Source organism: Arthrobacter sp. Sr33, from assembly GCF_054511195.1.
Genome location: NZ_JBTNDD010000010.1, coordinates 54,678 through 72,658, shown reverse-complemented (window position 1 = coordinate 72,658; position 17,981 = coordinate 54,678). Strand labels below are relative to the sequence as shown.

General features: G+C 65.3%; 16 protein-coding genes. 10 read left to right on the top strand and 6 right to left on the bottom strand.

Annotation, left to right across the window (positions count from 1 at the left end):
• The first annotated feature begins 156 nt into the window (after positions 1 to 156).
• The 4 genes from ACX80T_RS13525 to ACX80T_RS13510 all read left to right on the top strand — a co-directional run bounded on the left by ACX80T_RS13525 (position 157) and on the right by ACX80T_RS13510 (position 3,961).
• Positions 157 to 552, top strand: a complete 396-nt coding sequence (locus ACX80T_RS13525) for a YidH family protein (RefSeq protein WP_019483859.1) — start codon at positions 157 to 159, stop codon at positions 550 to 552.
• Positions 553 to 562: 10 nt separating this feature from the next.
• Positions 563 to 898, top strand: coding sequence for a DUF202 domain-containing protein (locus ACX80T_RS13520; protein ID WP_019483860.1), 336 nt, complete (start codon positions 563 to 565; stop codon positions 896 to 898).
• Between the two features lie 79 nt (positions 899 to 977).
• Positions 978 to 2,684 (top strand): long-chain-fatty-acid--CoA ligase, encoded by a 1,707-nt coding sequence (locus ACX80T_RS13515; protein ID WP_459304663.1) that lies wholly within the window; start codon positions 978 to 980, stop codon positions 2,682 to 2,684.
• A gap of 35 nt (positions 2,685 to 2,719) precedes the next feature.
• Entirely contained in the window at positions 2,720 to 3,961 is a 1,242-nt protein-coding gene (locus tag ACX80T_RS13510) for an AI-2E family transporter (protein WP_459304662.1), read from the top strand.
• A 135-nt stretch (positions 3,962 to 4,096) separates the two neighbouring features.
• Here ACX80T_RS13510 and ACX80T_RS13505 read toward each other — a convergent pair whose 3' ends face one another.
• Positions 4,097 to 5,629: a sodium:solute symporter family protein gene (locus ACX80T_RS13505; protein WP_024476269.1), complete on the bottom strand. Its 1,533-nt coding sequence runs from the start codon at positions 5,627 to 5,629 to the stop codon at positions 4,097 to 4,099.
• A gap of 185 nt (positions 5,630 to 5,814) precedes the next feature.
• Here ACX80T_RS13505 and ACX80T_RS13500 point away from each other — a divergent pair, with 185 nt between their 5' ends.
• The 3 genes from ACX80T_RS13500 to ACX80T_RS13490 all read left to right on the top strand — a co-directional run bounded on the left by ACX80T_RS13500 (position 5,815) and on the right by ACX80T_RS13490 (position 9,236).
• Positions 5,815 to 6,393, top strand: a complete 579-nt coding sequence (locus tag ACX80T_RS13500; RefSeq protein ID WP_459304661.1) for a helix-turn-helix domain-containing protein — start codon at positions 5,815 to 5,817, stop codon at positions 6,391 to 6,393.
• Positions 6,394 to 6,572: 179 nt separating this feature from the next.
• Positions 6,573 to 7,565 (top strand): agmatinase, encoded by a 993-nt coding sequence (speB, locus tag ACX80T_RS13495; RefSeq protein ID WP_459304660.1) that lies wholly within the window; start codon positions 6,573 to 6,575, stop codon positions 7,563 to 7,565.
• Complete coding sequence (locus ACX80T_RS13490) at positions 7,566 to 9,236, top strand: thiamine pyrophosphate-binding protein (protein WP_459304659.1); 1,671 nt, start codon at positions 7,566 to 7,568, stop codon at positions 9,234 to 9,236.
• Between the two features lie 28 nt (positions 9,237 to 9,264).
• Here the strand turns inward: ACX80T_RS13490 and ACX80T_RS13485 are convergent, their stop codons facing one another.
• From ACX80T_RS13485 to ACX80T_RS13470, 4 genes are all read right to left on the bottom strand, one after another.
• A complete protein-coding gene (locus tag ACX80T_RS13485) occupies positions 9,265 to 10,392 on the bottom strand; it encodes an FAD-dependent oxidoreductase (RefSeq protein WP_116778157.1) in 1,128 nt (375 codons plus the stop codon).
• On the bottom strand, positions 10,385 to 11,104 hold the full coding sequence (locus ACX80T_RS13480) for a methyltransferase domain-containing protein (RefSeq protein ID WP_019483867.1): 720 nt from the start codon (positions 11,102 to 11,104) through the stop codon (positions 10,385 to 10,387). Before ACX80T_RS13480 ends, ACX80T_RS13485 begins: the two co-directional genes overlap by 8 nt.
• On the bottom strand, positions 11,105 to 12,235 hold the full coding sequence (locus tag ACX80T_RS13475) for a type III polyketide synthase (RefSeq protein ID WP_024476268.1): 1,131 nt from the start codon (positions 12,233 to 12,235) through the stop codon (positions 11,105 to 11,107).
• A 75-nt stretch (positions 12,236 to 12,310) separates the two neighbouring features.
• The gene (locus ACX80T_RS13470; protein ID WP_024476267.1) at positions 12,311 to 12,781 is read right to left on the bottom strand and encodes an SRPBCC domain-containing protein; all 471 of its coding nucleotides are present in this window, start codon (positions 12,779 to 12,781) and stop codon (positions 12,311 to 12,313) included.
• A gap of 72 nt (positions 12,782 to 12,853) precedes the next feature.
• On the opposite strand from ACX80T_RS13470, the gene ACX80T_RS13465 reads away from it, so the two are divergent.
• The 3 genes from ACX80T_RS13465 (at position 12,854) to ACX80T_RS13455 (ending at position 17,113) form a co-directional block, all read left to right on the top strand.
• Complete coding sequence (locus tag ACX80T_RS13465) at positions 12,854 to 13,879, top strand: hypothetical protein (RefSeq protein WP_024476266.1); 1,026 nt, start codon at positions 12,854 to 12,856, stop codon at positions 13,877 to 13,879.
• Positions 13,880 to 14,004: 125 nt separating this feature from the next.
• The gene (locus ACX80T_RS13460; protein ID WP_024476265.1) at positions 14,005 to 14,673 is read left to right on the top strand and encodes a hypothetical protein; all 669 of its coding nucleotides are present in this window, start codon (positions 14,005 to 14,007) and stop codon (positions 14,671 to 14,673) included.
• Positions 14,674 to 14,788: 115 nt separating this feature from the next.
• Positions 14,789 to 17,113, top strand: coding sequence for a Tex family protein (locus ACX80T_RS13455; RefSeq protein WP_024476264.1), 2,325 nt, complete (start codon positions 14,789 to 14,791; stop codon positions 17,111 to 17,113).
• A 134-nt stretch (positions 17,114 to 17,247) separates the two neighbouring features.
• On the opposite strand, the gene ACX80T_RS13450 is transcribed toward ACX80T_RS13455, so the two are convergent.
• The gene (locus tag ACX80T_RS13450) at positions 17,248 to 17,964 is read right to left on the bottom strand and encodes a transglycosylase family protein (RefSeq protein ID WP_024476497.1); all 717 of its coding nucleotides are present in this window, start codon (positions 17,962 to 17,964) and stop codon (positions 17,248 to 17,250) included.
• Positions 17,965 to 17,981 lie beyond the last annotated feature (17 nt).

The following is a 17,981-nucleotide window of genomic DNA, read 5'->3' as shown; positions in this document are numbered from 1 at the left end:
TCGTCTTCGATGGCCAGTATGTCGACAGGCCGCTGCGCCGAGCCCCGCTGGTGCGGGACGAACGCGGGAGCTACTCCCCTTCTCAGCGTCAATCTTAGCCCGAGGGCGCCTCATCAGACGACCACCGATGGAGGTAAGCCTCGCTAGGATGAAACCATGGCCAGCCCAGCAGATAAATCCCCCCGCCGTGGATCACTGACCCAGTGGCTGCTGCAGGGCGGAGCAGATCCCGATCCCCGGTTCACGCTGGCGAACGAGCGGACGTTCCTGGCCTGGATCCGGACGTCCCTGGCGTTGCTGGCTGGCGGCATAGCGATTGAAGCGTTCACCGCTGAGTTGTTCGATCCGGTCATCCGCAAAGCCCTGGCGATTCTCCTGTTGGTATTGGCCATGCTGCTTGCCGCCGGAGCGTGTGGGAGATGGTTGATCGTCGAGCGGGCCATGCGCCAAGGGCGGCCCTTACCCCTGTCGCTCCTCGCCCCGCTGCTCGCGCTCGGCGCAACGGTAGTGGCGGCGGTGGTCGTGGTCGTGATCTACAGCCGATCGGCCTGACAGGCTCCCGATGAACCGCGACCACCCCGTCGACACCGGCCTGCCGCCGGAACGCACCTCACTTGCCTGGGGGAGGACCCTGCTGGCGCTGGTGATCTGCGGTGTGCTCTTTGTGCGATGGCTGCCGGAGCACGGTTGGTTTGCGATGATCCTCACCGGCACCTCACTCGCTGCGGCGCTGGGAATCTACCTGAGCCAACGGCTCCGGTATCGCCGGAACCTCAAGGGGGTCAGGAGTGGTGTGTTGAAAGCAGATGTGACTGCGGTGCTCTGGACTACCGTGGTGGTGGTCGCGGTGGGTGCCGCTGGCATCTACGCTGTCCTGTTCCAGTCGCTGCATGAGTGAGGAAAAAAGCTGTCGGACAGTGAGCGACCGCCCGGCGAATCAGGATAGAGTTCAACAGGCCAAGACAGGAAGTAGACTGATGACTTTTGATTCAACTGCCCCATGGGTACAAAACTACGGCCCGGGTGTGCCCGCCGCCGTCGCCATCCCCGACGGCTCCCTCGTCAACCTCGTTGAGGAATCCGCACGTAACTACGGCAAGAAGGTCGCCCTTGAGTTCTTCGGAGCCGAGACGACCTACCGCCAGCTCGGTGAGGAGATCCAGCGCGCGGCCGAAGGCCTGCATCGGCTGGGTGTCGTAGCGGGAGACCGGGTGGCGCTGGTGCTGCCAAACTGTCCCCAGCATGTGGTGGCGTTCTATGCTGTCCTGCGGCTCGGCGCCATTGTCGTGGAGCATAACCCCCTCTACACCGACCGCGAGTTGCGGCACCAGTTCGAGGACCACGGCGCACGGCTGGCAATTGTTTGGGACAAGGCAGCGCAGCGGGTGCAGGATCTGCCCGCAGACGTCCACGTCACCACCATTGTGACCGTCGACCTGACGCGGGCCATGCCGTTCGCGAAACGGGCAGCGCTGAGGCTTCCCATCCGGAAGGCCAAGGACTCACGCAAGGCGTTGACCACCACCGCGAAGCTCTCCGGCAGTCGAAGCGTCACCCGGTGGGACGACCTGGTGAAAAACAAGCGGCTGGACGTAACCCATCCGGGGCCCGTGGCCACCGACATTGCGGTGCTGCAATACACCAGTGGCACCACCGGGCACCCCAAGGGGGCGGTGCTCACCCACCGGAACCTACTCGTCAATGCGGCGCAGGGACGGGCATGGGTGCCAGGCCTGGATGACGGGAAGGAAGTCATTTACGCCGTCCTGCCAATGTTCCACGCCTACGGGCTCACCCTCTGTCTGACGTTTGCCATGAGCATTGGGGCCCGGTTGGTCCTTTTCCCCAAGTTCGATGAAGACCTGGTGCTGGACGCGGCGAAAACCCACCCGCCCACCTTCCTGCCCGCTGTTCCACCGATCTATGAGCGTCTTGCGAAGCGCGCCGTGGAACGTGGGGTCAGTCTGAAGAGCATTCGCTTCGCGATCTCCGGCGCAATGAATCTGCCGCTGGCGACCATCGAGTTGTGGGAGTCGGTAACCGGTGGATACCTGGTGGAGGGGTACGGGCTCACCGAGACCTCGCCCATCTCGCTCGGCAATCCAATTGGCCCCACGCGTAAGCCCGGAACCGTTGGGGTGCCGTTCCCCAATACGGAAATCCGGGTCGTGGACCCCGAGGATGCCGGTAGTGAGCGTGCGCCCGGAGAGCCCGGCGAACTCCTCATCCGCGGACCGCAGGTGTTCCAGGGTTATTGGCGGAACGATGAGGACACGCGGGCTGTCCTGAGTTCCGACGGCTGGTTCAAGACCGGGGACATCGTCCGGGTCGATGCCGACTCCTATGTCACCATCGTGGACCGGATCAAAGAGATCATCGTCACCGGCGGGTTCAACGTCATGCCCACCGAGGTGGAGGAAGCGTTGCTCGACCATGACAGTGTCGCCGATGCGGCGGTGGTTGGCCTGCCGCTGGCGGGCGGGGGCGAAGAGGTGGTGGCCGCCGTCGTGATCCGCGAGGGACACCAGTTCAGCGGGGACGCGCTGAAAGCCTTCTGCCGGGGCTCCCTCGCCGCCTACAAGGTGCCGCGCCGTATTGTGGTGGTAGAAGAACTGCCGAGGTCACTCATCGGCAAGGTGCTGCGGCGCCGGGTTCGAGATCAACTAATTGCCGGCGACAGCTGAAATGCGCCACCCCAGTGAACAAGGAGACAGGGACTGTGTTTAACATTTTCAGGCGCACCAAGGAGGCACCGCGCGGGGAAGAACGCCGGGAGGAAACTGCCGACGTCGACACCCCAGAGCCGGTGGGGAGCCCCTGGCGCGACTCGCTGGGCCGCAGCAGCACGCGCGCAGCTCAGGTTCTGCTGATCCTGCTGCTGGCGGTCATCGTGATCTACGGCCTGATCCAGGTGCGCCTGGTAGTGATCCCACTGATCATTGCCCTGATTCTCGCGGCCGCCATCGGCCCGCTGGTGAACTGGTTGCGGCGTAAAGGGTGGCCCAGTGCGCTCGCCACCGCGTTCTCCTTCCTGCTCCTGCTTGGAGTATTGGGTGGTGTGATCACGGGCATCGTCTTCGCTGTCCAGAGCCAGCTCGACGAACTGGTCGACAACGCATCGCAGGGCTTCGACCAGATTTACGAATTCGTCCGCGATGGCCCGCTGCCCATCGATGAGCAGCAGATCTCCGACGCGCAGGAATGGCTGATCGACTTCGCCACCAGTGCCACAGCCGGAGCCGGTGCCGTATCGGGCATTACGGCAGCCGGCGAGTTCCTCACCGGGGCTGTGCTGATGGTGGTCATCCTGTTCTTCTTCCTCAAGGACGGGGACAGGATCTTCGCCTTTGTCCTGCGGCCCTTCAAGGGTGAGCGGCTGGTCAAGGCCCGCCGCGTGGGAATGCACGGACTGGAGACACTCGGTGGGTATGTTCGGGGAACCGCGATTGTCGCTTCAGTTGACTCGGTGGTCATCGGCATCGCCCTGTTCATCCTGGGCATCCCACTGGCGCTCCCGCTCGCGGTCATTGTGTTTGTTGGTGCGTTCATTCCCCTGGTGGGTGCGACGGCGGCCGGAGCGCTCGCCGCTCTGGTGGCACTCGTGTCAGACGGGCCGACTACCGCACTGATCGTGATTATCGTGGTGATTGCCGTGAACCAGATCGAGGGCAACTTCCTGCAGCCTGTGGTGATGGGCCGCTCCCTGAGCGTGCACGCCCTGGTCATCCTGGTGGCGTTGACCGCCGGCACCATCCTGGCCGGTATTGTCGGCGCCATCCTGTCGGTGCCCATTGCGGCAGTCACCTGGAGTGCCATCAAGTCCTGGACCGGTGAAGAAGACGGACCAGTGACCCCCGCCGACATCAGGCAAGCCGAGATTGATACCAAGGCCGACGCCGTCGGCCGTGGCCGCAGCAGCAGGCCTGGCCGGAAGATCAAATCCTCGACAGCCAAGTCGTAGGCCCGGGCACCCCGGCTCGCCCCCGCGACACCCCCACCCCCGGATCGAGTCAACACCAATAACAGGTTTCCGGAAGGAAATCGGCTATGAGTGTTGACTCGATCCTAGGTGGGAGCGGCCCCACCGCGTTGCGGGCTAGCGGGTGGTGGAGGTGACGGGTACTGCGACCTCGTCCTCAGCGGCGCCCGCCACACGACGCTCCCAGGCGGCCATGACCGCCGGGTCGGTGCGCTTGGTGAGGAACGAAACGATCACAAACACCAGGGCCGAAGCGATGAGTCCGTAGTAGATCGGTTCGTTGGCGTAGATACCGTCGTACTGGTTCTCGGCGTTGACCTCAAGGTAGATCATGGTGCCGAGGGTGAAGACCGTGCCGGCAGCCATCGAAGCCGCTGCTGCGACGCCGGTGGCCCGCTTCCAGACCAGTCCACCGATGATGGAGACCAGCAGGCCGCCAACCAGGATGGCGTAGGCAATGGTGAGAGCTGCGACCACGTCCTGGACGATGACCGCCAGCGCGATGGCGACCAGGCCCAGACCCAGCACCCACCAGCGGTTGGCGGTGACATCGTGCTCGGGGTTCTCGGCCTCGTCCTCGGTGGTGGTGTCGATGCTGCTCTGGCCGCCACGGCCAAACCAGCTGCTGACGAATGGCACGACGTCGGCACGCGCCACTGTCGCAGCGGCGATCAGTGAACCGGATGCCGTAGACATCATGGCGGCGACGGCAGCCGCCAGCACCAGTCCGCCGATGCCGATCGGCAGGACGTTGATGGCAATATCCGCGTACACGTCGTCCTGGGACTCGATGTTGGGGAGGATCACGCTGGCCGACATGCCGATGATCGCGCCGGCGACGCCGTAGAGGATGCAGTAGACGCCTGCCGTCACTCCACCCCACCGGGCCACGGTGGGTGTCCGGGCGGTGAAGACGCGCTGCCAGATGTCCTGCCCGATGAGCAGGCCCAGGGTGTACACCACAAAGTAGGTGATGATGCTCTGCAGGCCGATGCCGGTGATGCTGAAGAACTCGGCTCCGGCACGCTCGGAGATGCCGTCGAAACCGCCGGCGTTGATCAGGGCGAAGGGCAGCATCAGGGCAAACACGCCGATGGTTTTGATGATGAACTGCGCCATGTCGGCCAGGGTGATGGACCACATGCCGCCGATTGTCGAGTAGATCAGCACGATCGCACCGCCGACGGCGATCGAGGCTGCGCGGTCCCACCCGAACAACACCACAAAGATGGTGGCGTAGGCGCCGGTAGAAGTAGCGCAGAGCATCAGGGTGTAGGCCAGCATGACGATGCCTGAGGCCTTGGTGGCCTCGGCGCCATAGCGCAGGGTGAGCATTTGGGAGACCGTGTAGATCTTCAGCTTCTGCAGGGTTGGGGCAAAGAGGAGGCTGAGCAGCAGCACCCCAACCCCGATGGCGACGACGAGCCACATGCCCGAGATGCCGTAGGTGTAACCGAGGCCGACGCCACCGACGGTCGAGGCGCCGCCCAGTACTACCGCCGCCATAGTGCCGGTGTACAGAAGTGGGCCGAGGCGCCGGCCGGCGACAAGGTAGTCGCTCGTGTTCTTGGTGCGGGACTTGCCCCACCAGCCGAACGCCAGCATGCCTACGAGGTAGACCACCACGATCGCAATATTGATGAATTCCATGGTGCTCCTGAATGTGGGGGTTTCGGTTAGAAAGTAACCTATAGAAAACTTATGTTTCGCTATAGGCTAGTTGTGACCTTGCTAACAGGTCAAGTGTGTGATCAGGGCGGTCCTCGGGGAATCCTCGGTATGCTCATAGTCGATGTCCGCCCGGGTGATTGTCCTGCGCAGAGAGATGGTAGCCAGTGAAGGCCCTGCCCGTAGAACCCAGCAACGCCCCGGTAGCCATCGGGTCTCGAATCCGTGCTGCCCGGCAATCCCAGCGGATGACCATTGAACAGGTTGCGGCTGCCACGGGGCTGACCAAAGGGTTCCTGAGCCGCGTGGAGCGGGACCTGACGTCACCGTCGGTCGCCTCTCTGGTGACGCTCTGCCAGGTCCTTTCCATCTCGATCGGTGACCTCTTCCTGGTGCCGGAGACCCACCTGACCCGTCTGGCGGAGGCTCCGCGGATCAGCCTCGGTGGTGAAGGCATTAACGAACGCCTGGTGACGGCCCGCTCCGAGCGGCGGCTCCAGATGATCCGCGCGGTCATCGAGCCTCATGGGCGAGGCGAGAGCGAACTGTATTCGGTTGACTGCGAGGTGGAGACGCTGCACGTTGTTGCCGGCAGTTTTGTCCTGATCTTCTCGAATGACCGGTATGAACTGGAGGCCGGGGACACCGTCACGTTCCCCGGCCGTGAACCCCACACCTGGTTCAATCCCACCGATCTGGAAGCGATTGTTCTCTGGACTCTGGTCCCCGCGGCTTCCGGCGGATAATAACCGGACCGCAGGCCTGGAGGACCGGTGATGCGGGTGCAATTTACGGATCCTTTAGGGGGAGTTGTCACCCTGTTTCGGCGGCATCAGTGTTGACCGAGACGGGCATCACAATTAGCCTTATGAAAAACAGTTGATGCTTATATGGCAACTTCTGTTTCCCCAACCCGGAGGTACCCATGGAACAGCCGCGCGTCACGGCCAATGGAAACATTGGCCCCATCGATTCCTCACGGATTCCCCGTTATGCCGGCGCCGCGACTTTTGCCCGGCTGCCGCGACTCGACGAGGTGGACCGGGCCGACATCGCCGTCGTCGGTGTCCCCTTCGACTCGGGGGTGTCCTACCGGCCGGGGGCCAGGTTCGGGTCCAACCACGTTCGCGAATCCTCGCGCCTGCTCCGCCCCTACAACCCGGCCCTGGACATTTCCCCGTTCGAGCGGGTACAGGTGGCCGACGCCGGCGACATGGCGGTTAATCCCTTCAATATCAACGAGGCGATTGAAACCATCCAGCAGAATGCCCTCGATCTGACCGTCGACGGCACCAAGCTGGTCACGCTGGGTGGCGACCACACCATTGCGCTGCCCTTGCTGCGGGCTGCCTCCGAACGCGCCGGCGCACCCGTGGCGATGCTGCATTTCGATGCGCACCTCGACACCTGGGACACCTATTTCGGCGCCGAGTACACCCACGGCACACCCTTCCGGCGCGCGGTAGAGGAGGGCATCCTCGACACCGAGGCCATCTCCCACGTGGGCACCCGCGGCCCGCTCTACGGGGTGAAGGATCTCGAGGACGACCGTCGGTTCGGGTTCGGGATTGTCACCTCCTCCGACGTGTTCCGACAGGGTGTCGACGAGGTGATTGCCAAGCTGAGGGACCGGATCGGCAACCGCCCGCTGTACATCTCCATCGACATCGACGTGCTGGACCCGGCGCACGCCCCCGGGACGGGGACACCCGAGGCGGGTGGCATCACCAGCCGTGAGCTGCTGGAAATCCTCCGCGGGATGCGCGGCATGAACCTGATCGGGGCCGACGTCGTCGAGGTCGCCCCCGCATACGACCATGCGGAGATCACCGGCGTCGCGGCATCGCACGTCGCCTACGACCTGGTGTCCCTGATGGCGGACCAGGCCACTACCAACACCACGGCGGAGGAACGCTAAATGGTCACCAGTGACAGTGTTGCAACAGCACCGCCGGCGCCCCTGACAGGTGAGCGCAACGGTGGGGACCTCGTCGTCGAGACCCTCAGCGCCCTCGGAGCGACCACCGTTTTCGGCATTCCCGGCCAGCACGCGTTGGGTTTGTTTGATGCGCTGTCCCGGTCGGAGCTGCGTTTCGTTTCCTCGAGGGTGGAGAACAACTCGGCATTCGCCGCCGACGGGTTCTCCCGCGCCACCGGGCAAGTGGGAGTGCTGTTCCTGTCGACCGGGCCGGGCGCGCTGACCGCGCTTGCGGGCCTGCAGGAGGCCTACGCCACCGGCGTACCAATGGTGGTCATCGCCAGCCAGATCCCGCTGGAGGGTCTGGGCGCCCGGCGGAAGGGCATGCTGCACCAGCTCGACGACCAGAAGGCCTCGGCGGCGAACGTCACCAAGAGCCAGCGGCTGATCCAGCACGCCTCGGGCATCCCCTCAGCCATTCAGGACGCCTGGACCGAAGCCGTTTCCTCACCGCAGGGGCCGGTCTGGATCGAGGTGCCGCAAAATGTGCTGCTCGACCCGGTGATGGTGCCGCAGGTCGAGGACGCGCTCGCGGAGCCCTTCGACAACCCGCCCCGGGTGGAGCTGGTCCGCGAGGCAGTGAAGTGGCTGACGGAATCCAAGCGTCCGGCCATCGTGGCTGGCGGCGGAACCCGTCGTGGCAACGCCGAACCGTGGCTGCTGTCCATCGCCGAGAAGCTCGGCGCCCCCGTGCTGTGCTCGCCCGGCGGGAACGGCGCGTTCCCGTGGGAGCATGAGCTGTCACTGCAGGCGTGGGTGGAGGACCGCTACGTTACCGAGGTTCTTGAGGATGCCGATGTGGTGCTGGTGGTCGGATCCTCGCTCGGTGAGGTGACCAGCAACTACTTCACGCTCGAACCGCGGGGGCGCATCATCCAGATCGACGCCGAACCCCGGGTACTCGAATCCAACCGGCCAGCCCTGGGCATCCGTGCCGACGCCGGCCAGGCGCTCGCTGCCCTCGATGAGGCGCTGCCCGCGCTGGACCGTGACCGCACCGACGGGTACGACGCCGTCACGCTGGTCGCCGAAACCCTCGCCAAGGTGCAGGGGCGGCTGGATGCGCAGGACCTCGCACTGGAACGCAAGTTCATGGCGGACATCCGCGCCGCCGCGCCGGCCGGACTGCAGACCTACTGGGATATGACCATCGCCGCCTACTGGGCGTGGAGTTGCTGGGATGCCAAGGATGGGCAGTTCCATTCGGCCCAGGGCGCTGGCGGGCTGGGGTACGGTTTCCCCGGCGCGATCGGTGGCGCCGTCGGGCTCGGGGAACGTGTCCTGGCGGTCTCCGGTGACGGATCGTCGATGTATTCGATTGCCGAACTGGCCACCGCCAAGCAGCACAACCTGCCGGTCACGTGGCTGATTGTCGACGACGGCGGTTACGGCATTCTGCGCGAGTACATGGAGGGCGCGTTCGGGAAGGCCACCGCCACCGAGCTGACCCGGCCGGACTTCGTGAAGCTCGCCGAAGCCTTCGGTGTGCCGGCGGTCAAGGTGGCCCCGGGCGACGTGCGGCAGGCGCTGGAGGACAGTTTCGCCGCGGAGGGGCCCAACGTCGTCGTGGTCGAAACCCTGCTCCGCCTGTTCGCCCCCACCCACCTGTAGTCCGGTAACGGGGGAACCCGGGGAGGTGTCACTGCATGGTGAAGGTGCGGGCAATAGTGTCGTGGACGGCCGGCACCGCGTTGCACCGGCCCAGGAGGGTATTCCGGGCCGCCAGCACCGGCCGCGGCAGGGGGCGCCCGAGCGCCATGTTCAGGTGAGCCTGGCGTGCAGCCGTCACAGCAGCCCGACGGCGTCGCTGGTCAAACGCCGACAGGTCGCGGCCGACGTCGCGACCGTCAACCAGTGACGCCGTGATGATCGGGACCAGCTCGGTGGCATCGAGCCACCCGAGGTTCATCCCCTGCCCGCCGATCGGGCTCACCTGGTGGGCCGCGTCCCCAATCAGCACGGTCCGCCCGGACACGAGCCGCTGGGCCAGCCGCCGGTGCACGTCGAACGCGCTCAGCATCGAGATGCTGTCCACGTCCACCCGCACGCCGGTGCGGGCAAGAATCAGCCCCGCCAGAACGTCGGGGGTCGGCGAGGCGACCAGCGAGGACGTCCGCACCACCCAGCGCCGCACCCCGTCCGGTAGCGGGAAGGACTCGACAATCCCGCCCGGCTCCAGATACAGCACCGCCGTCGACCGGTCCGCCGACGAGTCAGCAAAGTCGCCCATCAGGTAGGTGTCGGGGTACCGCTGCAGCGACGCGGGGATCCCGGCGCTGGACCGCACGGTGCTCTTGCCGCCGTCGGCCCCAATGACGAGCCGCGCCTGCAGCACCTCACCGGTTGACGTGGTCACCAGCATTGACGCCCCAATGTCATGGACCGCGGTGACCGTCACGCCCCGGCAGAACACACCGGGTGCGACGGCGGCAAAGCGGGTTTCCAGCACCTGCTCGGTCCGGATCTGCGGTACCGCAAGCACAAACGGGTAGTCGCATTCCAGGCCCGCGAAGGACAGGCGGGTCACGTCGCTGCCAGCGCTGCGGGCAACCCCCGCACCGATCCTGACGCCGCGGCTGATCAGCTCATCGGCCACCCCGGCCTGGGCGAGTGACGCCAGGGCCGGCGGGTGGATGCCAATGGCTCGCGAGTGGCCGCTCCGGGTGGTCCGCTGCTCCAGGACCAGCACCTCCAGCCCGGCCTGGCGGAGCAGGATTGCCGCGAAGAGGCCCACCGGACCGCCGCCCACGACGATGACGTCATGCATGGGGCGCCCGGTGAACCAGCAGGTTGTGGGAGGGGAACCTCGCTGTGACCTCCCAGCCGGGCGGGGCGACGGACGCCAATTCGGCGGCGGTATAGCTGCGGCGGATCGAGGTCAGCCCGTCTTGCCGGATCAGGGAGCGGCGGAGCGGAAGAGTGCCGAGGGAAAACAAGAGGTAGCCCAACCGGCTACGTTCAATGTCGTTGTGCAGGGTGATCCCGCTACTCAGCTGCTCCGAGTCGGCCAGCAACGACTGCAGTTGTTCCGGCGCCAGATGGTGCAGCAGGTGGTTGGACGTCACGACGTCGAACTTCAGCCCCTCGGCCACCAGATCGGTGCTGAACGCGCGCCGGAACTTCAGCCCCAGCACGGGCGGCTGCGAGGTCGCGAACGCGTGCGCCCGGTCGTCGGGGTCGATGCCCAGTATCGAGAGTTGCAGGCCATCCCGGGCCGCCCAGCGGGCGAACGCCCGCGGCATGTCCCCGCCACCAGACCCGATATCGAGCAGGGTGCTGGGCCGCGACGGTGACAGTCGGGGGCGGATCTGTGCCGACCAGGTGCGTCGCCAGCCAGCGACCGTCGCGTTGATCAACCCGAACTGTGAGTAGGTCCGGTCCAGCAGGACCGGGTCGCAATCCGGCTTGTCCATCTCCTCCACCGCATCAGCGTCGCGGTGCGCGAGGAAACCGTTCTCGCGGAGAGCGGGGAACTGCACTCAGGGACCCACCTTGGTGAACAGTGCGGTTTCCACCGTCAGGCCGGGGCCGAACGCCATTGAGCAGATCCGCTCGTCGGCGCCGTCAAAGGGCTGCTCCAGAATGTGCTTCAACACGAACATCACGGTGGCGCTGCTCATGTTGCCGTAATCGCGGAGGGTTTCCCGCGCCGGCACCAACTGGTCCTCCTTCAGGTCCAGTTTGGCCTCCACCTTGTCCAGGATGCTCCGCCCGCCCGGGTGGATCGCCCAGTGCTCAATGTCCTTGTACTGCTTGTCGGCGAGGGTTTCGTCGCGGGCCAGCAACGGCTCCAGCGCCCCCACAATATGCTCATCGATGATGTGGGGCACGTAGGTGCCGAGCACCATCTCGAACCCTTCGTCCCCGATGTTCCACGCCATTGACTCCTCGCCGACGGGTGTCAGGACCGTCTCGAAGAAATCCAGGCTCAGGGCGGGCGCGGTGGCCTCGTATTCCCGTGCACTGATCACTGCCGCTGCCGCGCCGTCGGCGAACAGCGACGACCCAACAATGGTGTCAGGGTTGTTGGAAGACCTGACGTGCAGGGAGCACAGTTCGGCTGCGACCACCAGGACGACTGCGTCCGGCTCGGCCTCACAAAAGGACTTGGCGGCCCGCAGGGCGGGGAAGGCGGCGTAGCAGCCCATGAAGCCGAGGTGGTAGCGCTGCACGGCCGGGCTCAGCCCGAGCGCGCGAACCACCTTGTAATCCGGTCCGGGGTTGAAAAAGCCGGTGCAGGAGACGGTGATGACGTGCGTGACATCAGCCGGTTCAATGCCCTCGGCGGCTGTCAGGGCCTTGTCGGCTGCCTCGACGAACAGCTTGGTGCCCTCTTCCGCGTACACCTCATTGCGCACCTTGGTGCTGGGGGACAGGATGCGCCGTTCAGCGGAATCGAAGAAGACCGGGTTCTCGGACGGGGCGTCCAGGGTCATTTCCTTCACCGCGGTGTACCGGGTGTTGATTCCCGAGGAGTCGAAGGCCGCGCCGACCAGACGCGTCCCGAGCCGGTTCAGTCCCGGCTGCGCAGCGAAGACGTCCCTCACATCCGACTGCACCATAACGGTCTCAGGAACTGCGGTTTCTAGGGACCTCATGATTACTGTCATAGTTCATTCTTAGGGACGGGTGCCGGTAAATACAATGAGCGCCCGCCGTGGCTCGACCGGACGAGCCCGAAATCCCTACTGGTTGCCCGGGGCCGGATACTGGGCGTTGTCATTCTCCAGGAGCGCCTGGAGGTTCGTCAGAATGGGAGCCCAGCTTTTGCCCACGGCTGCCAGCTCCGCCGCCTCCGCAAGCCGGTCCTGCACGAGGCGGAACCGCACCCCGCCGCCGGCCACCTGTTCAACGTCAATCGTGATGCGGGACGCAGCATCGTCCTGAGGGTCGGTGTGCCCATCCTCGCCGGCTGGTACTTCGCGGAGCGTGTATGACAACCGCTTCGGCTCGTCTACCTCCAGCACCACCCCGTGGTGGGTGATTGTCTCCGAACTGCTCTCATAGAAGCGGATGGGGGAGCCCGGCACCCAGGTGGACTCCACCCGGCGTCCGGACCAGTAACGACGCGTCACGGCACCCTCGGTCAGAGCTTCCCACAGCCGGAGCGGGGAGGTGGAAATCTCGGTGTCGTGCACGAACGCTGGCTCAGTCATGGGTTCAGCGTAGCCCAGCGCCTGTACCGTTTAGGGCGCAAAGACTGACCAACACTCTCGCCTAGGAATGACATGCACCACACCAATCCCTTCGACCACCCGATCAGGGATGCCGGGGTGCCAATTCTGCTGTCCCTGTGTCTTCTGCTCACCGGCTGCGCGGTCGGTGGTGCGTCCGGTGGTGCGGCCGGAAATGCAGCGACGCCAACGACGACGACGGCTCCAGCTGCGGGCGAGTCGATCGCCGTCGACCCCAGCATGGCGCCAAGCGTCGAGCCAACCGCCGTCGTCGAACCCGAACCGCTCGAACTGCCCCGCGGCGGCACCGACCTGTTCCCTGACTACCGGCTGGTCGGGTTCAGCGGCCATCCGACGTCCGAGGGGATGGGCCGGCTGGGGATCGGTGATATTGACGAGCGGGTCGAGGAGATGGAACTTCTTGGTGAGCAGTACGCCGACGGACGCAGCATCCTGCCGGTGCTGGAACTGATCACCGTCGTCGTGCAGGCTTCTCCCGGGGCGGACGGGCTCTACCGCGCCCCAGCCTCGGACGAGTTCATCGAGTCCTACCTGGCGGCGGCCCGGCGGCACGACGCGCTGCTGCTGCTCAATGTCCAGCCGGGACGCTCCACCATGACTGCAGAAGTTGAACGACTCAAAAAGTGGCTCCTGGAACCCGATGTGGGACTTGCGCTGGACCCGGAATGGGATATCTCCGGGGAACAGCTTCCGGGTCAGTCCTATGGGCAGACGTCAGGGGAGGAAATTGATCGGATCGCCGGGTACCTCGATGACCTGGTGGCCGAGCACCAGTTGCCCCAGAAGGCGCTGGTGTTCCACCAGGTTGCCCCGTCGGTGGTGACCAACGAGGGTGCGGTGGGTGAATACGACGGCGTCGAGGTGATCAAGAGTGTCGACGGGATCGGTGCGCCCGGCGCGAAAATTGAGACCTACAACCAGTTGATGCTGGAACTCCCGCCGACAGTGAATCCCGGCTTCAAACTCTTCTTCGAAGAAGACACCGTTCACGGCCCGCTGATGCTGCCACCGGAGGTCCTCGGATTGCAGCCCAAACCGGATTACGTGCTGTACGAGTAGGGGCTTGGCGGGAGATGTTGCGTGGCTCACCAAACCGCACCGCCACCGGATACGAAGAACAGATAAGCGCAGGCCGGAGTCTCGGCCGCGTCCGGTGGCACTAAAACCCGAGAGCATGAGGACCCATGGCAAGCAGAACCGCAACGATCCTGGGCAGCTCAGTGCTCGCCGTCGGCCTGATCTCCGGGTGCGGCGGCATGGAAGAGAACCCGTTGAACGTCAATGGTGCGCCGCCGGAACAGGCGGTCGCGGACGCTTCCGAGACCGAAGTCATTGCGGCATCGCTCGGCGAGGATCCGCTCCAACTCGGCGTCAACGGTGCCAAGCTCTGCTCGGTCCAGCCTGCACTCGGCTACCAGGAATACACGGTCCTGATCCACAACGAGACGCTCGAATCGTTCACGATCGACGACGTCAGCCTCGGTTCGCCCTCCGGCGTCACCCTGAACTCCGCGGAAGTCACGCCAGCCAATCGGGGCGGTCACGGGACCCATGGCATGGAGGACGGGACGGTCATGGGCGGCGGCGATGAGCACACCGAGGCGCACGGCTCAGGCGACATGGCCGACATGGGGGATATGCCCCAGAATGTGTTCTTCACTGAACCCGTCCCCGCTGTCGGCTACGAGATCTCCACCCTGGAGTATCTCAACGTGGTGGTCTCGGTTTCCCTCGACGACGACGCCGACAGGGGGACCTCCGAGTACGTCGAGATTGACTACTCCACGGCAGACGGATCGTTTACCGGCAAGCATCCGCTGGTCATCACCATGGACCAGGATTCCTGCGCCTAGCCGATAGCTGGGAAGAGTTCGCGGCGCAGATGCCGCGAGTCCTCGGAGGGTAGCACCACTGTTTCAGGGCGGGAACTCCGCGCCGGTTGGAACGCAGCCCCCACCGTAGGCGACAATGGCTCACGTGCCACATCTGACTTCTGACGCCACCATCTTTGACCTCCTCGCCGACGAACTCGGAGTCCGTGCCTGGCAGGTGAAGGCCGCGGTGGACCTCCTCGACGCCGGTTCGACTGTCCCTTTCGTGGCCCGATACCGCAAGGAGGCCACCGGTTCACTCGACGACACCCAACTCCGGACCCTCGACGAGCGGCTGAGGTACCTGCGCGAACTGCAGGACCGCCGTCGGGCCATCCTCGACTCGATCGAGGCGCAGGGGAAGCTCACCGATCAGTTGCGTGCCGCTATTGCGGGCGCCGATACCAAATCCCGCCTCGAGGACATCTACCTGCCCTTCAAGACCAAACGACGGACCAAGGCACAGATTGCCCGGGAGGCGGGGCTGGAACCGCTTGCTGACGCGCTGGTGAGGAACCCGTCCCTGGACCCCGCGGCCGAGGCGGCCAGGTACGTCACCGGCGATGTTCCCGATGCTGAGGAAGCGCTGGCCGGCGCCCGGTCGATCCTGGTGGAACGCGCCGGCCAGGACGCTGACCTGCTGACCTCGGCCAGGGAGAGACTCTGGAAACAAGGCCTCATGCGGTCGAAGGTCCGGGCCGGTAAGGAAGCCGAGGGCCAGAAATTTGCCGACTATTTCCAGTTCGCCCAGGCCCCGTCCACCATGCCCTCGCATCGCGTCCTCGCCCTGTTCCGCGGCGAGAAAGAGGGCGTGCTGGAGTTGGCCATCGCCGAGGGAGACCCGGCAGACGCTGAAGAGTTCGCCAAGGCGCGCACCCGGTACGAAAACTCGGTGGCGGCGGTGCTGGGAATTGCCCCTGCCGGCCGCCCGGCAGATGCCTGGCTCGCCCAGACGGTCCAGCAATCGTGGCGCCGGATTCTGGCCAAACTATCGCTGGACCTCCGAGTGCGCCTGTTCGCTGCCGCTGAGACCGAGGCGGTGCGGGTCTTCGCCGCCAATCTCAGGGACGTCCTCCTCGCGGCGCCAGCCGGCGGTAGGACCACGCTGGGGCTTGACCCGGGGCTCCGCACCGGCGTCAAGGTGGCGGTGGTCGACGGCACCGGCAAGGCTGTTGCCACCGATACCGTGTACCCGCACGCTCCCCTGAAGAAGTGGGATGCTGCGCTCGCGTCACTCGCGAAACTGGTCACTGACCACGACGTCGAACTCATCGCGATCGGCAACGGAACCGCTTCACGGGAAACTGACAAGCTCTCCACCGAGTTGATCAAGCGAATGCCCGAGCGGAAGCTGCAGAAACTGGTGGTGTCCGAGGCCGGTGCGTCGGTGTACTCGGCGTCGGCCTTGGCCTCGGCCGAGCTGCCGGACCTTGATGTGTCCCTGCGGGGTGCGGTGTCAATTGCGCGCCGCCTGCAGGACCCCCTCGCCGAACTGGTGAAAATCGACCCCAAATCCATTGGTGTGGGCCAGTACCAGCACGACGTGACAGCAGCCAACCTGGAGCGGTCCCTGAACGCGGTCATCGAAGACTGCGTCAACGCGGTGGGAGTGGACGTGAACACTGCCTCACCGTCGCTCCTCAGCCGAGTGGCTGGCGTTGGACCGCTGCTCAGCGAAAACATTGTGGCCCACCGCGACGCCAACGGCCGCTTCACCCGGCGCGCGGATCTCCTGAAGGTGCCACGGCTCGGGGCCAAGGCCTACGAGCAATGCGCAGGCTTCCTGCGGGTCTCGGGCGGCTCGGAGCCCCTCGACGCCTCAAGCGTCCACCCGGAAGCCTACGGTGTGGCGCGGAAGATTCTCAGCCAGGGCGGCACCGCGCTGCGGGAACTGGACCTGACGGCTTTCGTGGACGACACCTTCGGGCTTCCCACTATCAAGGACATCGTTGCGGAGCTGGAGAAACCCGGACGGGATCCGCGGCCCGAATTTGTGACTGCCTCCTTCTCCGAGGGAGTCGAGAAGATATCCGACCTCAAACCCGGCATGACCCTCGACGGAGTGGTGACCAATGTTGCAGCCTTCGGTGCATTCGTCGACGTCGGAGTGCATCAGGACGGGTTGGTCCACATCTCGGCCATGGCGAACCGTTTCATCAGCGACCCGCACGAGGTGGTGAAGTCGGGGCAGGTCGTCAAGGTTAAGGTGCTGGAGGCCGACCCGGAGCGCAAACGGATTGCCTTGACACTGCGCCTTGACGACGAGCCGGGCGGGGGACCCCAAAGCAGCCGACCGGAAAAACCTCGGCCGGATAGGGGAGCGGTCAAGCCGCGTGCGGCAAAGCCACCCGCAGCGCGTACCCCTGCGCCGCCCGCCAACTCCGCGATGGCCGATGCGCTGAAGAAGGCGGGCCTGGCCTAGCGCCCCGGACCCTCAACGCACAACGACGACCCCCAACGCACAACGACGACCCTCAACGTACAACGACGACGGCGGCCGGCCAGGAAAACCCGGGCGGCCGCCGTCGTCGTTGTGCAGTTGTTTACAGCGTGAGGCTATGAGGCCGGGAGCTGCAGCACATCACCGGTGAAGATGAGGTCAGCGTGAATGATGGTGTCGGCGTTGGCTTCGTACAGTGCCTGCCAGCCACCAACAACGCCCAGCTTGGCGGCGATGGTGCTGAGGGTGTCGCCTGACTCGATGGTGTAGGTGTCGCCGCTGAGTGCGGGAGCTGCAACGGGAGCCGCCGCCACAGGAGCCTGAGCAACTGGTGCCTGAGTTACGGGTGCCTGAGTTACGGGAGCCTGGACTACGGGAGCCTGAGCAACCGGTGCTGGGGCAACCTGAGGCTGGATCTGCTCAGCCTGCGCCTGGACTGGTGCCTGTGCAACAGGTGCCTGCTGCATTGGCTGTGCCGATGGGTTCGCTCCACCGCTCAAGCCGAGCTTGGCCGAGCACGCTGGCCACGCACCCCAGCCCTGACCCTGCAGAACGTTCTCTGCTACGGCAATCTGCTGCTCGCGGCTGGCGTCCTGAGGGGCGCCCTGTCCGCCGAATCCTGCCCAGGTGGAGGGGGTGAACTGGAGGCCGCCGGAGAAGCCGTTTCCGGTGTTGATGCCCCAGTCTCCGCCACTCTCGCACTGTGCGAGGGCGTCCCAGGTGCTGCCGGGGGCTGCGTTCGCCACTCCAGCTGATGCTCCCAGGCCGAGGCCGGCAAGAGCGATGACTGCTACGCCGCGGCGCGCGTTAGTGCTGAATTTTTGGTTCTTCATGGGTCTGATGCTCCGAA

Excerpts from the sequence above, each read along its gene's own strand:
- ACX80T_RS13485 (WP_116778157.1), bottom strand. The coding sequence starts at position 10,392 with ATGCATGACGTCATCGTCGTGGGCGGCGGTCCGGTGGGCCTCTTCGCG.
- ACX80T_RS13450 (WP_024476497.1), bottom strand. The coding sequence starts at position 17,964 with ATGAAGAACCAAAAATTCAGCACTAACGCGCGCCGCGGCGTAGCAGTC.
- ACX80T_RS13455 (WP_024476264.1), top strand. The coding sequence starts at position 14,789 with ATGGCTCACGTGCCACATCTGACTTCTGACGCCACCATCTTTGACCTC.
- ACX80T_RS13465 (WP_024476266.1), top strand. The coding sequence starts at position 12,854 with ATGCACCACACCAATCCCTTCGACCACCCGATCAGGGATGCCGGGGTG.
- ACX80T_RS13505 (WP_024476269.1), bottom strand. The coding sequence starts at position 5,629 with ATGGAATTCATCAATATTGCGATCGTGGTGGTCTACCTCGTAGGCATG.
- ACX80T_RS13525 (WP_019483859.1), top strand. The coding sequence starts at position 157 with ATGGCCAGCCCAGCAGATAAATCCCCCCGCCGTGGATCACTGACCCAG.
- ACX80T_RS13515 (WP_459304663.1), top strand. The coding sequence starts at position 978 with ATGACTTTTGATTCAACTGCCCCATGGGTACAAAACTACGGCCCGGGT.
- ACX80T_RS13475 (WP_024476268.1), bottom strand. The coding sequence starts at position 12,235 with ATGACAGTAATCATGAGGTCCCTAGAAACCGCAGTTCCTGAGACCGTT.
- ACX80T_RS13460 (WP_024476265.1), top strand. The coding sequence starts at position 14,005 with ATGGCAAGCAGAACCGCAACGATCCTGGGCAGCTCAGTGCTCGCCGTC.
- ACX80T_RS13490 (WP_459304659.1), top strand. The coding sequence starts at position 7,566 with ATGGTCACCAGTGACAGTGTTGCAACAGCACCGCCGGCGCCCCTGACA.
- ACX80T_RS13520 (WP_019483860.1), top strand. The coding sequence starts at position 563 with ATGAACCGCGACCACCCCGTCGACACCGGCCTGCCGCCGGAACGCACC.
- speB (WP_459304660.1), top strand. The coding sequence starts at position 6,573 with ATGGAACAGCCGCGCGTCACGGCCAATGGAAACATTGGCCCCATCGAT.
- ACX80T_RS13470 (WP_024476267.1), bottom strand. The coding sequence starts at position 12,781 with ATGACTGAGCCAGCGTTCGTGCACGACACCGAGATTTCCACCTCCCCG.